12 protein-coding genes are annotated in these 13,584 nt (G+C 72.7%); 10 read left to right on the top strand and 2 right to left on the bottom strand.

Going from position 1 to position 13,584, the window contains the following annotated elements:
• Positions 1-22 precede the first annotated feature (22 nt).
• The 8 genes from ACTMTI_RS34915 (at position 23) to ACTMTI_RS34880 (ending at position 8,510) form a co-directional block, all read left to right on the top strand.
• Complete coding sequence (locus ACTMTI_RS34915; protein WP_441124935.1) at positions 23-802, top strand: CoA transferase subunit A; 780 nt, start codon at positions 23-25, stop codon at positions 800-802.
• Positions 799-1,428 (top strand): CoA transferase subunit B, encoded by a 630-nt coding sequence (locus tag ACTMTI_RS34910; RefSeq protein WP_441124934.1) that lies wholly within the window; start codon positions 799-801, stop codon positions 1,426-1,428. The genes ACTMTI_RS34915 and ACTMTI_RS34910 overlap by 4 nt, the downstream gene beginning before the upstream one ends.
• Positions 1,425-2,570: a thiolase family protein gene (locus ACTMTI_RS34905; protein WP_441124933.1), complete on the top strand. Its 1,146-nt coding sequence runs from the start codon at positions 1,425-1,427 to the stop codon at positions 2,568-2,570. Before ACTMTI_RS34910 ends, ACTMTI_RS34905 begins: the two co-directional genes overlap by 4 nt.
• 5 nt (positions 2,571-2,575) lie before the next feature.
• On the top strand, positions 2,576-3,328 hold the full coding sequence (gene pcaH, locus ACTMTI_RS34900; RefSeq protein WP_441124932.1) for a protocatechuate 3,4-dioxygenase subunit beta: 753 nt from the start codon (positions 2,576-2,578) through the stop codon (positions 3,326-3,328).
• Positions 3,325-3,861, top strand: a complete 537-nt coding sequence (pcaG, locus tag ACTMTI_RS34895; RefSeq protein ID WP_441124931.1) for a protocatechuate 3,4-dioxygenase subunit alpha — start codon at positions 3,325-3,327, stop codon at positions 3,859-3,861. The genes pcaH and pcaG overlap by 4 nt, the downstream gene beginning before the upstream one ends.
• On the top strand, positions 3,848-5,068 hold the full coding sequence (gene pcaB, locus ACTMTI_RS34890) for a 3-carboxy-cis,cis-muconate cycloisomerase (protein ID WP_441124930.1): 1,221 nt from the start codon (positions 3,848-3,850) through the stop codon (positions 5,066-5,068). The genes pcaG and pcaB overlap by 14 nt, the downstream gene beginning before the upstream one ends.
• Before the next feature lie 2 nt (positions 5,069-5,070).
• Positions 5,071-6,165 carry a bifunctional 3-oxoadipate enol-lactonase/4-carboxymuconolactone decarboxylase PcaDC gene (pcaDC, locus tag ACTMTI_RS34885; RefSeq protein WP_441124929.1) on the top strand — a complete coding sequence of 365 codons (1,095 nt, stop codon included), beginning with the start codon at positions 5,071-5,073 and terminating at the stop codon, positions 6,163-6,165.
• 263 nt (positions 6,166-6,428) lie between these two features.
• Entirely contained in the window at positions 6,429-8,510 is a 2,082-nt protein-coding gene (locus ACTMTI_RS34880) for a SpoIIE family protein phosphatase (RefSeq protein WP_441124928.1), read from the top strand.
• A gap of 7 nt (positions 8,511-8,517) precedes the next feature.
• Here the strand turns inward: ACTMTI_RS34880 and ACTMTI_RS34875 are convergent, their stop codons facing one another.
• Positions 8,518-8,922, bottom strand: a complete 405-nt coding sequence (locus ACTMTI_RS34875) for a hypothetical protein (protein ID WP_441124927.1) — start codon at positions 8,920-8,922, stop codon at positions 8,518-8,520.
• Between the two features lie 172 nt (positions 8,923-9,094).
• On the opposite strand from ACTMTI_RS34875, the gene ACTMTI_RS34870 reads away from it, so the two are divergent.
• On the top strand, positions 9,095-9,862 hold the full coding sequence (locus ACTMTI_RS34870; RefSeq protein WP_441124926.1) for a hypothetical protein: 768 nt from the start codon (positions 9,095-9,097) through the stop codon (positions 9,860-9,862).
• Between the two features lie 333 nt (positions 9,863-10,195).
• Here the strand turns inward: ACTMTI_RS34870 and ACTMTI_RS34865 are convergent, their stop codons facing one another.
• Positions 10,196-12,253: an alpha-galactosidase gene (locus ACTMTI_RS34865; RefSeq protein ID WP_441124925.1), complete on the bottom strand. Its 2,058-nt coding sequence runs from the start codon at positions 12,251-12,253 to the stop codon at positions 10,196-10,198.
• Between the two features lie 72 nt (positions 12,254-12,325).
• Between ACTMTI_RS34865 and ACTMTI_RS34860 the strand changes: the two genes are divergently transcribed.
• On the top strand, positions 12,326-13,579 hold the full coding sequence (locus tag ACTMTI_RS34860) for an ROK family protein (protein ID WP_441124924.1): 1,254 nt from the start codon (positions 12,326-12,328) through the stop codon (positions 13,577-13,579).
• Positions 13,580-13,584 lie beyond the last annotated feature (5 nt).

Below are 13,584 nucleotides of genomic sequence, written 5' to 3'. Positions count from 1 at the left end.
CTATGCGAACACCTGGAGCGTCGTGCGGAGAGACAAGGTCGTCGCCACCGCCGAAGAAGCCCTCGCAGACGTGCGTGACGGCGCGTCGTTCGCGGTCGGCGGCTTCGGTCTGAGCGGCATCCCCAACGTCCTGATACAGGCCCTATACCGGACCGGGGTGACCGGCATCGCGGTCGTGTCGAACAACTGCGGCGTCGACGGCGGCGGTCTCGGCGTGCTGCTGGCGGCCGGGCGCATCGCCCACGTCACCGCCTCGTACATCGGCGAGAACAAGGAGTTCGCCCGGCAGTACCTCGGCGGCGAGCTGGAGGTGGAGCTCACCCCGCAGGGCAGCCTCGCCGAGCGGCTGCGCGCGGGCGGCAGCGGCATCCCCGCCTTCTACACCCCGGCCGGGGTCGGCACCCCGATCGCCGACGGCGGGCTGCCGCTGCGCCACAACCCGGACGGCTCCGTCGCGCTCGCCTCGCCGCCGAAGGAGGTGCGCGAGTTCGACGGCAGGCAGTACGTGCTCGAGTACGGCATCAGGACGGACTTCGCGCTGGTGCGGGCGGCGAAGGGCGACCGGCACGGCAACCTCGTCTTCAACAAGGCCGCCAGGAACTTCAACCCCCTGGCGGCGATGGCCGGGCGGATCACGATCGCCGAGGTGGAGGAGCTCACCGAGCTGGACCCCGACGAGGTGCACCTGCCGGGCGTGTTCGTCCAGCGCGTCGTCGCGCTGACTCCGGAGCAGGCCGCCGACAAGGCGATCGAGAAGCGTACGATTTCCGCGCCTTCGACACGAGGGACCACACGCCCATGAGCTGGACACGGGACGAGATGGTGGCCCGCGCGGCGGCCGAGCTGCGCGACGGCGACTACGTCAACCTCGGCATCGGGCTGCCCACGCGCATCCCGTCGTTCCTGCCGCCCGACGTGGACGTCATCCTGCATTCGGAGAACGGCATCCTGGGCGTGGGCCCGTACCCGGCCGCGGCCGAGGTCGACCCCGACCTGATCAACGCGGGCAAGGAGACGGTGACCGTGCGGCCCGGGGCGGCGTTCTTCGACTCCTCGCTGTCGTTCGGGATGATCCGCGGCGGGCACATCGACGTGGCGGTGCTGGGCGCGATGCAGGTCTCGGCGCGCGGCGACCTGGCCAACTGGGTGGTGCCGGGGAAGCTGATCAAGGGCATGGGCGGGGCGATGGACCTGGTCCACGGCGCCCGCCAGGTCATCGTGATCATGGATCACACCGCGAAGGACGGCACACCGAAGATCGTCAAGGAGTGTTCGCTGCCGCTCACCGGGCAGGCTTGCGTGCACCGGATCATCACCGACCTGGGCGTCCTCGACGTCACCGGGCAAGGGCTGCGGCTGGTCGAGACCGCGCCCGGGGTGAGCCTGGAAGAGCTGCGCGACCGTACGGAAGCCGAGGTGCTGTCATGAGAGCCGTGTACGTAGTGGACGCCGTCCGCACGCCGTTCGGCCGGTACGGCGGGGCGCTGGCCGGCATCCGCCCCGACGATCTGGCCGCGCACGTCATCGCGTCGATCGCCGAGCGCAACGACCAGCACACCGCCGACGAGGTGATCTTCGGCAACGCGAACGGCGCCGGCGAGGAGAACCGCAACGTCGCCCGCATGGCCGCGCTGCTGGCCGGCCTGCCGGTCACCACGCCGGGCGCGACCGTGAACCGGCTGTGCGGGTCCGGCATGGAGGCCGTCGTGCAGGCGTACCGGATGATCGCGCTCGGCGACGCCTCCACCGTGATCGCGGGCGGGGTGGAGTCGATGACCCGCGCGCCGTGGGTGCTGCCCAAGCCGGAGAAGGCCTTCCCAGCAGGCGGGCAGGAGCTGGTCTCCACCACGCTCGGCTGGCGACTGGTCAACCCGAAGATGCCGGCCGAGCACACCGTGCCGCTCGGCGAGGGCGCGGAGCTGATCGCCGACAAGCACGGCGTCTCGCGAGCGGAGCAGGACGCGTACGCGCTGGCCAGCCACCAGAAGGCGGCCAAGGCGTCCTTCGCCCGCGAGATCGTCCCCATCGGCGGCCTGACCAGGGACGAGGGCATCCGCGAGGACACCTCGATGGAGGCGCTGGCCCGGCTCAAGCCGGTCTTCCGCAAGAACGGCACAGTCACCGCCGGCAACTCCTCGCCGCTCAACGACGGCGCGGCGGCGCTGCTGCTCACCGACGAGGCCGGGCTGCGCGGCCGCGAGCCCCTGGCGCGGATCACCGCGTGCGCGGCCAGCGCCCTCGAACCCCGCTACTTCGGCCTCGGCCCGGTCGAGGCCGCGGGCCGGGCCCTGGCCAAGGCCGGCAAGGCGTTCGGCGACCTGGCGACGTTCGAGCTCAACGAGGCCTTCGCCGCGCAGGTGCTCGGCTGCCTGGCCGAGCTGCCGGACCTCGACCCCGCCATCGTCAACCCGGATGGCGGCGCGATCGCGCTCGGCCACCCTCTCGGCGCCTCCGGCGCCCGTCTCACCGGCACCGTGGCGCATCGGCTGGCCGCGGCCGGCTCCGGCGCCGGCCTGGCTTGTCTCTGCATCGGCGTCGGCCAGGGCCTGGCCGTCGTCCTGGAAAGGTAGGCGCAATGACGACACCCCTCACCCAAGCCGACATCGATCGCGAGATCGCCGAGCTGCACAAGGCCCATGACGGCGAGGAGGCGAACCAGCCGCTGCGCGACTTCGCTCCCTACCGCAGCAGCGTGCTGCGGCACCCCAAGCAGCCGCTGGTGGCGCTGGAGGACCCGGAGGCGGCCGAGCTGTCCGGGCCGGTCTTCGGCGTCACGGACGTGACCGCGCTGGACGCGGACCTGACCAAGCAGCATCTGGGCGAGCCGCTCGGCGAGCGGATCACCGTGGAGGGGCTGGTCCTGGACCGCGCCGGTCGTCCGGTACGCGGCCAGCTCGTGGAGGTCTGGCAGGCCAACGCCTCGGGCCGCTACCTGCACCAGCGGGACGACCATCCCGCGCCGCTCGACCCCAACTTCACCGGCGTGGGCCGCTGCCTGACCGACGACGAGGGCCGCTACCGCTTCACCACGATCAAGCCCGGCGCGTACCCGTGGCGCAACCACGTCAACGCCTGGCGGCCCGCGCACATCCACTTCTCGGTGTTCGGCACGGCCTTCACGCAGCGGCTGGTCACGCAGATGTACTTCCCGAACGACCCGCTGTTCCCGTACGACCCGGTGCTGCACTCGGTGACGGACGAGCGGGCCAGGCAGCGGCTGGTGGCCGCGTACGATCATGATCTGTCCGCGCCGGAGTGGTCGCTCGGCTACCGGTGGGACATCGTGCTGGACGGACCCGCCGCGACCTGGATGGAGGAGGGCCGATGAACCCCACCCCTTCGCAGACCGTGGGCCCGTTCTACGGCTACGCGCTGCCGTTCCCCGGCGGGGGCGACATCGCCCCGCTGAACGATGGGGGCGGGATCGTCGTGCACGGCTACGTCTACGACGGCGCGGGCCAGCCGGTGCCGGACGCGCTGCTGGAGTTCTGGCAGGCCGACCCGGCGGGCGACCTGTCGGGGGCGCCGGGGACGCTGCGGCGTGACCCGGTGACCGGCGCGGTCATCGGCCGGCACGGGGTCGACTTCACCGGCTTCGGCCGGGTGCCCACCGACGCCGACGGCCGCTGGACGCTGCGCACGCTGCGGCCCGGCAACGGGTACATCAGCGTCTGCGTGTTCGCCCGCGGCCTGCTCCACCACCTCTACACCCGCATCTACTTCGGCCGGGACGCCTTCCTCGACTCGCTGCCGGCGCACCGCCGGGAGACGCTGGTGGCCGTGGCGGAGCGCGAGGGCGTCTACCGGTTCGACATCCGTTTGCAGGGCGAGAAGGAGACGGTCTTCCTTGACTTCGGGTGACGCACCCGGAACCGACAGTGGCGTGGCCGGGACGCCCGGCGGGCCGGCTTCGGCAGTGGGTGGCGCGGATCTGGGGCTGCTGTCCCCCATGCGAGGCGGGGCCGAGCAGACGGGTGACGCCGCCGTCCTGCGGGCGATGCTGGACGCCGAGGTCGCGCTGACCCGGGCGCAGGCCGCGCTCGGCCTGGCGCCGGCGGAGGCGGGCGAGGCGGTGGCCGCCGCCGCGCGGGCCTCGGCGTTCGACCTGCCGGGCCTGGTCGTCCGCGCCCGTTCCGGGGGCAACCCGGTGATCCCGCTGGTGGAGGATCTCCGTAAGGCCGCCGGCCCGTACGGCGGGCACGTCCATCGGGGCGCGACCAGCCAGGACATCGTCGACACCGCGCTCATGCTGGTCGCCCACCGCGCCCTGGGCCCGGTGCTGGCCGATGTCGATCGGGTCGTGGCCGCGCTCACCAGGCTGGCGGCCGAGCACCGCGACACGCCGATGGCCGCGCGGACGCTCACCCAGCAGGCCGTGCCCACCACGTTCGGCCTCAAGGCGGCGGGCTGGCGCAAGCTGGCCGTCGATGCCCGCGCCCGGCTGCTCGCCGCCCGGCAGGCGCTCCCGGCCCAGCTCGGCGGCGCGGCCGGCACCCTGGCTGCCTTCCAGCCCGCGGACGGGCCCGGCTCCGGGGAGCCGGGGGGCGACCTCGGGCTGCGGCTCGTGGCGCGGTTCGCGGCCGAGGCCGGGCTGGCCGAGCCCGTGCTGCCGTGGCACGTGCTGCGCACGCCCGTCGCCGATCTGGCGGGCGCCCTGGCGTTCACCGCCGGGGCGCTGGCCAAGCCGGCGGCCGATGTGCTCGTGCTGTCGCGTACCGAGATCGGCGAGCTGTCCGAAGGAGTCGGGGGCGGCTCGTCGTCCATGCCGCACAAGCACAACCCGGTCAGGGCCACGATGATCGCCGCCGCGGCCCGCCAGGTGCCCGCGCTGGCCGCGATCCTGTACGGCTCGCTCTGCGCCGAGGACGAGCGGCCCTCCGGCGCCTGGCACGCCGAATGGCAGCCGCTGCGCGAGGCGCTCCGCCTGGTGTCCGGCGCCGCCCGCGACGCCGCGGAACTGCTGGCGGACCTGCGCGTCCATCCCGAACGCATGCGCGCCAACCGCACCGTGTCCGGCTCCGCGGGGTCGGCAGGCGCACTCGTCGACAGGGCACTCGAGGAGGAGTGACAATGTTGCAGCACCGGCTGGACGGACCCGCGAACGGGGAGCCGCTCATCCTCGGGCCGTCCATCGGCACCTCCATGCGGCTGTGGGACCCGCAGTTCCCAGCGCTGGCGCGGACCTTCCGGGTGCTCAGGTTCGACCTGCCCGGCCACGGCGGCTCGCCGCGCGTCCTCCTGCGCACCGTCGACGACCTGGCCCGCATGGTGCTGGAGGTGGCCGACGCGGAGGGCTTCGGCGCCTTCCACTACGCCGGTGTCTCCATCGGCGGCGCGATCGGGGCGACCCTGGCGGTCCGGCACCCGGAGCGGCTGCGGTCCCTGGCGATGATCTGCTCCTCCGCCCGTTTCGGCGAGCCGCAGGGATGGCGGGAGCGGGCGCGGCTCGTTCGCGACCAGGGCACCGGGCCGCTGCGGGCGGCCACGGCGGGGCGCTGGTTCGCGGGTCCCCCTGACGAGGCGCTGCTGGACGATCTGACCGCCACCGACCCCGAGGGGTACGCCGCGTGCTGCGACGCGCTGGCCGCCTACGACCTGCGGGATTCGCTGGCCGCGATCAAGGCGCCCACCCTGGTCGTGGCCGGCCGGGAGGATCCGGCAACGCCTCCCGCCCACGCCAGGGAACTGGCCGACGGCATCGCCGGCGCCACGCTGATGGAGATCGCGGGCGCCGCCCATCAGGCCGGGGTCGACCAGCCCGAGCGCGTGACGGCCGCGCTCCTGGCGCACCTGCCCGCCGTACCCGGCATGCGCGTGCGGCGGGAGGTGCTCGGGGACGCGCACGTCGACCGGGCGATCGCCCGCACGACCCCGTTCACCAGGGACTTCCAGGACTTCATCACCCGCTACGCCTGGGGCGAGATCTGGACCCGCCCGGGCCTGGACCGGCGCACCCGCAGCTGTGTCACGCTCACCGCGCTCGTCGCCCATGGCCATCTCGACGAGCTGGCCATGCACGTACGCGCCGCGCTCCGCAACGGGCTCACCCCGGACGAGATCGGCGAGGTGCTGCTGCAGACCGCCGTCTACTGCGGCGTGCCCGCGGCCAACGCCGCTTTCGCGGTCGCCCAGCGGGTCCTGGCCGAGACGCCGCCGGAGGAGTGACTCCGGCGAACGACGCGGCGAATGGGCCCTCTCGCCGCACGTACGCGATCCGCGGCCCTCTATAAGGAAATGCAGCGCAAAACGAGGGACCAAATGCCGTTCACGCTCGCATAAGGTAAGCAATTTGTGACATATCTGCCTGTATTCTGCCCACATGGGGGGTTTTGGGCGATTGTCGTGCTCACTTTTCGTGAACAAGGCAGGCTGACACGGTGCGGGACGAGACAACCCCGGACCGAGGCGCGGCGAGTGGCTCGTCTCGCTTGGACAAGCTGCTGGTCGAGGCGGTCGCCGGCACGGGGGCGCACATCGGCACCGTCTACATCCTGGGGGACGGCGGCGACGTCCTGATGATGGAGGCGGAGCTGGGGCTGCCCGCGCCCGTGGCCAGGGCCTGGGCCAGGGTCAGGACCAACGATCCGGTGCCGATCGCCCTGGCGGTGCGCGAGCGGCGGATGGTGTGGCTCCCCGACCGGGAGAGGATGGCCCGCAGGTTCCCGTCGGCGGCTGTGTCGCTGCCGTACCCTTTCGCGCTCCTCTGCGCCCCCATCCTGTGCGGCGCGGAGCTCTGGGGCGGGTTCGTGCTGTGCTGGCCGTCCGGCCGCATGTCCCGGCTCAGCGCGCACCAGGTCGACGTCATCGAAACCACCTGCGCGCAGCTCGGCGAGGTGCTCCGGCAGGAGGCCGACCTGGGCCACCCGATCGTCTCCGGGCCGGTGCCGCGCGTCCTGGAACCGCATCCGCCGCGTGCCGCGAACTCGCCCCTGGACCTGGCCGAGCTCGACTGCCTCAACCGGCTGCCGGAGGGATACTGCTCCCTCGACATGGAGGGGTGCGCCACCCTCATCACCACATCGGCCGCCGACCTGCTCGTCAGCAGCCCGTCCGAACTGCTGGGCAGCCGCCTGTGGGAGCGGCTGCCGTGGCTGGAGGAGGCCGCGTACGAAGACCGTTTCCGGGCCGCGGTCTTCAGCAGGCAGACCACCTCCTTCACCGTCCGCAACCCCTCGGGCCGGCGGCTGATCTTCCAGTTCCATCCCGGCCTGACCGGCGTCACCGTACGCATCATCCCCAGCATGGCGGCCCGCGGCCCCGGCCGCGTCGCCCCGGACACCGGCGCCGGGCGGTCCACGCGGATGATCGCGCTGCACGACATGCTGCATCTGGCGAGCACCCTCGCCAGGGCGGTGACCGCGCAGGAGGTGACCGACCTCGTCGCCGACCACGTCATGCCGGTCTACAACATCCAGGCCCTGGCCATCCTCACCTCGAACGGCGGCCGGATGCAGGTGGTCGCCTCGCACGGCTACAGCCGGCAGGCGGTCGAGGAGTTCGACGGCCGCCCGGTGATCCTGCCGGCCCCCGTAGGGCGCGCGTTCGACGGCGGCAAGCCGGCGTTCTTCGCCACCTGGGACGAGCTCCGCCAGGCCTACCCGGACGCCGTCCGCTCCGACGACATGTCCGCGTGGGCCTTCCTCCCGCTGATCACGTCCGGTCGGCCCATCGGGACGTGCATCCTCGCCTACGACCGTCCCCACAGCTTCACCGCCGACGAGCGTGCCAACCTCACGGCGCTCGCCGGGCTGATCGCGCAGGCGTTCGAGCGCGCCCGGCTCTACGACGTCAAGCACCAGCTCGCCCAGTGCCTGCAGGCGAGCCTGCTGCCGCACACGCTGCCCGAGATCCCCGGACTGGACCTGGCCGCGCGCTACCTGCCCGCCACCCCGGGAATGGACATCGGCGGCGACTTCTACGACCTCATCCGGCTGAGCGACACCCAGGCCGCCGCGGTCATCGGCGACGTGCAGGGCCACGATGTCACGGCCGCCGCTCTCATGGGGCAGGTGCGTACCGCCATCCACGCCCACGTGAGCGCGGGCGCCCATCCCGGCGAGGTGCTCGCGCACACCAACCGGCTGCTCACCGAGCTGGCCCCGGACCGGTTCACGAGCTGCCTGTACGTCAGCCTCGACCTGGAGCGGCACACCGCCTGCCTGGCCAGCGCGGGCCACCTGCCGCCGCTGCTGAGCCTCCCGGGGGCGGCCACCCAGGTCATCGACACGTCGCCGGGGCTGCTGCTGGGCATCGACCCGGAGGCCCAGTACGTCACCTCCGACCTGGCCCTGCCGCCCGGCTCGGTGCTGACCCTCTACACCGACGGCCTCATCGAGCACCCTGGCCTGGACCTGGGGGAGGCCATCAACGGCCTGGCCAAACGCTTCAGCCTGTGCCACGGCCGGTCCCTGCACGAGCTGGCGGAGATCCTCATCGAGCCGGTCGCCGGCGAGCAGCGTACGGACGACGTCGCGGTGCTGCTCCTGCGCGACGCGACCGATCGCGCCTGATGGGCCGTCAGCGCTTGGGGGTCAGGCGGAGCACTGCCTTGCTCGACGACAGCGAGACGATCCGGACCCTGATGCCGTTGATCGACCCCGACGAGCCCTTGCTGAAATAGGCTCCCGCGCTCACGCTCGGGCCCGTGCCCCTCAGGGTCACGCCGTCCCCGGTGAAACCGATGGACAGCTTGGTGATGCCGAAACGGGAGCTGACCCGGAACGACACACGCTTGGTCAGGGTGATCTTGCAGTTGCCGTCGTAGCAGGCACGCAGGTTCGGACGGGCGGCTGCGGACATGGGGGCGGACATGGGGGCGGACATGGGGGCGGCGGCGGACGCGGACGGGTGAACGGCGGCCGGCGCGAGTCCGCCGGCGACGGACGCGGCGATGACCAGGGCAGTGGTGACGACGCGGGGCATGATCCTCCTCAGTGCGGTGGGGAACGGCACGGGCTGAGTGTGCACTGGGGCTGCGGGGACCGGTCCCGGGCGACTTGATCGGATGAAACGGTGTGTATTCGATCTGTCGATCGATAGGTTCGAATGGCCATCCGCAGAAAGGGAGCCGGGAGATCGTAGGAGCAACCTCACCATGAACTTCCACTACAGCCTCGCCCGCGGCATCGACCCCGCCCCGCCGGGCACGCTCCACGCGCGTACGGTCACGGGCGCCGTCGAGGCCCCGCCGAGCCCCGGTGCGGCCATCCGGTTCGGCCGCGGCGAGCCGCCCGCGGTCGATCTCAGCCTCGGGCGGGACGACCTGCGGGTGAGCCGCCGGCACGGCGAGGTGAGTTATGACGGGCGCCGGTGGTGGCTGCGGAACACCGGGCAGCAGCTCCTGCGCCTGCCCCGTGGCCGGCTGATGCACATCACGACCGAGCCGGTCCCCCTGGACGCGGGCTACACGCCGGTGTTCGTGCGCGGCTCTGGTCACCGGGAGCACCTGGTGGAGCTGTACGTGGCGGGCCACGACGACGCGCGGACGCCGCGTCGCGCGGACGTCACGCTGCCGCCCAAGATCTGGCCGCTCAACGACGACGAGCGCCTGCTCCTGGTCGTCCTGGGCCAGCGCTACCTGCTGTATGAGGAGAGCCCGAGCCCGCTGTCGTACCGGCAGGCCGCCGAGCAGCTCGCCTACCTGCGTCCCCATGGCCGCTGGCGGGAGCGCAGGATCGAGAACAAGATCGAGGCTGTCCGCCGCCGCCTGCACGCCGGCGGCTTCCCGTACCCGGTGCTCCATGACAAGGCGGCCGGCGGCCCCTCCGACAATCTGCTGCACAACCTGCTCAGAGGGCTGGTGGAGTCGACCACGCTGGTGCCTCCCCACCTGGAGCTGATGGAGGAAGATTCCGGCTCTTGACCACTCTGGTCGCCGCCCCGGCCGGCGACCCCATGGTCGAGGTGCCGCGTCGCGGCACCTCGACCCGGGGAGCGGGGGCGTCGAACCTTCCCCGCACAGGAGGGAAGCGGGGACGGCGAGCCTTCCGCCTAGGAGGGAGGCGGGGACGGAGAACCGTCGCCACCCCGGAAGACCATCAGGTAGCGCTCGATCTTGAGGGACCTCCTCCCTTGAGATCAAATGTGCTCCAAGCGGCCATACAATCGCCACACAACAGCCATAGTCGGGAGCGGAGCCCGTTGGCTGACGCCTCTTTCGCCAGGGCCGGTGACTTCGAAGGCCAGGGGTGACGCTTCAGCACGCGCGTAGCCGGACCAGGGCGCTGGCGTAGTCGCCGCCGCCGCCCAGGTCGAGCGGGAGCCCCGCCGACATGAGCACGGCCCCATGGTGCAGGGCGCCGGTGTCCTCGTCGCGGTAGCGGGCGTGCGGGTCGAGCCCCGCCGGCCGCAGCGGGACCAGCGGCGTCCCGTAGGGCCCGAGCTCCGCCGGTCCGCGCCAGGCGAGCACGACCACCCGGTCGTCGTGGACGTACTGGACTCCGTACGGGAGCCGCCACAGCGTCCCGAACTGGACCACCGGCCGGATGTCCTTGTAGACGGCGACCAGCTCGGCCGCCTCGGCGAGCTCTTGCGGGCTCCATCGCGCCAGGTCGCCGCCGAGTCCGAGGGCTCCGGCCATCGCGACGTGGAAGCGGAAGCGGAGCGGGACGGCGCGGCCGGTGAGCGGGTTGGGGCTGTCGGTCACCCAGGCGGCCATGACGCGCGCGGGATAGACCTGGCTGAAGCCGCGCTGGATGGCGATGCGGTCGTGGGCGTCGGTGTTGTCGGAGGTCCACACCTGGTCGGTGCGGGCCAGGATGCCCAGGTCGGTGCGGCCGCCGCCGCCCGCACACGCCTCGATGCGCAGGTGCGGATGGTCGGCCCGGAGCCGGTCCATGATCGAGTAGACCGCCCTGACGTGGTCGATCCACAGCCGGTCCTGGCCCACCTCCGTGAAGGCCCGGTTGCAGTCCCACTTCAGCACGTCGATGCCGTGCTCGCCGACCAGCTCGTGCAGCCACTTGTGCGCCCAGTCGGCGACCTCGGGCCGGCCGAAGTTCAGCACGAGCTGGTTGCGCAGCAGCGTGTGCGGGCGGCCCGGCGTGTGCAGCACCCAGTCGGGATGGGCGCGGTAGAGGTCGCTGTCGGGGTTGACCATCTCGGGCTCCACCCACAGGCCGAACCGCATCCCGAGCCGGTGCACCTCGTCGACGAGGGGGCCGAGCCCGTCGGGGAAGCGGTCGCGGTTCGGCCGCCAGTCGCCGAGGCCCGCGCCGTCGCTCGTACGCCCGCCGAACCAGGCGTCGTCCATGACGAACACCTCCGCGCCCGCCCGCGCGGCCAGCCGGGCCAGCTCCCTCTGGTTGGCCTCGTTGACGTCGAAGCCCACGGCCTCCCAGGCGTTGTAGACGACCGGGCGCGGCTCGGCGGGCGCGGGCAGCACGTGGCGGGCGACGTGGTCGTGCCAGCGGCGACTCGCCTCGCCGAATCCGCCCGGAGCGTAGAGCCCGGCGAAGACCGGGGTGACCCATTCCTCGCCCGGCTCCAGCCGCCAGGAGAGGCCTTCGTGGCCGAACCCGCCGGTCCAGCCCGCCCGCCCGTCAGGGGTGCGGACCAGCGTGATGCGCCAGCTTCCGCTCCAGGCCAGCGCCCCGCTCCACACCTCACCGTGCTGCTCGGTCGCGTCCCCCGCGTCGATCATGAGCCACGGGCCGGCGTGGTGGCCGCTCACGCCGCGCCTGCTGGTGAGGGTGGTCTCCCCCGCCGCGAGTTCGGTACGCCGGAGCGCGTGCTCGGCGCTCCAGCCGCCGCTGACGTGGCTGAGCCGGTAGCCGCCGAGCTGCGGAACGCTCCAAGCCGCCGAATCGCACCGCAGCACGGTCACCGGTGCCTCGGGACGCAGAACTGTCCACCGCTCGATCACGTCGCTGCCGGCGTGCACCCGGTAATGCAGCTCGATGCGAAAGGGGTGGCGCCGGTCGGCGAAGCGGAGCGTCAGGTGACCGCCGTCGACGGCGTGCCCCTCGTACCGCCAGTCGATCCCCCGGTCGCCGCCGGGGAAGGCGAGCTGCAGGGACGGCGTCTCGAAGCGGGCGCCCGCCTCGGTGCGGAGCTCCTCGCCCCAGGCCGCCACGCTGTCGAAGCTGCTGCCCGCCGCCGCGGCGGGCGCGGACAGCGCTTCGGCCTGCTCTGCGGTCAGCGCAGGGCCCCAGTGCAGGCAGCAGGGCGCGTCGTCGCCGGCCAGGGCGATGACGTAGCTGGTGGACAGGGTACGCAACACCCATCTGCGGTCCGCGGAGGTCACCAATCGCATGACCGCGACACTAGGCTTGCCCTCGGTCGAATTCAATTCTTGACGAAGTTAATTACTGCTACTATTGCCGCCATGCCCCCACGGCTCACCACCACGACCCGCGCCGAGGCCACCGTCTTCACCATGGTGCTCACCCAGGGCCCGGTCTCCCGCGTGGAGATCGCCAGGCGCAGCGGCCTGTCGTCCGCCGCCGTGACCAAGGCCGCCCGCCCGTTCATCGAGGCAGGCTACCTGCAGGAGCTGGCGGCCACCGAGCGTACGGGACCCGGCGCGGGGCGCCCGGCCAGCCCGCTGACGATCAGACCGGACCGGGAGTTCTTCACCGGCGTGAAGATCACCGACGACGAGCTCATCGGCGTGGTCACCGACCTGCGCGCCGAGCCGGTGGCCTCGGCGCACCGCAGGCTGACCACGACCTCGGTGGAAGGCGTGGTCCAGGAGCTGGCCGAGCTGGTCGCCGAGCTGCTCGCCGCCGACCCGGCCTACGGCGAGCGCTGCCATTCGCTGGGCCTGGCCGTGTCGGGCGACGTGGACAAGGCGCACGGGCTGGTGCGCTACTCCCCTTTTCTGGGCTGGCGGCAGGTGCCGCTGGCGCGGCTCGCGGCCGAGGCGACCGAACTGACCGTCACCGTCGAAAACGACGTCAAGTCGCTCACCGTGGCCGAGCAGTGGTTCGGCGACGGGGTGGGCGCGTCGTCGTTCGCGCTGGTCACCGTGGGGATCGGAATAGGGTGCGGGCTGGTGGTGAACGACCGGGTGGTGGCCGGCGCGCACGGCGTGGCCGGGGAGATCGGCCACATCCCGGTCGGCGGTGACGAGCCCGAGTGCCACTGCGGCGGTCGCGGCTGCGTCGAGGCCATCGCCGGGACCGCGCCCCTCGTGGCGGCGGTGCGCGCGGCCACCGGCGACGCCTCCATGGACATCGACGCCGCCATCGACGTCGCGCACGCCGGGGATCGGGCGGCGCGGGAGGTGTTCGCCCGGGCGGGGCACGCCATCGGCCTGGCCATGGCCGCGATGGCGAACCTCTTCGGCCCCGAGCGGATCATCGTGACCGGCGACGTGCGCGGGCTGGCCTCCTACGACCTGTTCGAAGAGCACCTCAACCGGGCGTTCGCGGCCCAGGCGTTCGGCGCGGCGGCCGACTGCCGCCTGCTGCTGCGGCCGCGCACGTTCGAGCAGTGGGCCCGCGGCGCCGCCGCGGTCGCCATCCAGACCCTCTTCAGCCGCGAGGGAGTGCCGTCGCCTGGAGGCGCGGCGGGAGCGGAGCGACCAGAGCGGGGGAAGGCGACGGCATATGGCGACCGAGCCCGCCTCGCGGAGTGAGGCCA

The organism is Nonomuraea sp. H19 (assembly GCF_052068215.1).
GTDB lineage: Bacteria > Actinomycetota > Actinomycetes > Streptosporangiales > Streptosporangiaceae > Nonomuraea.
This window is presented reverse-complemented; position numbering and strand designations above follow the sequence as displayed.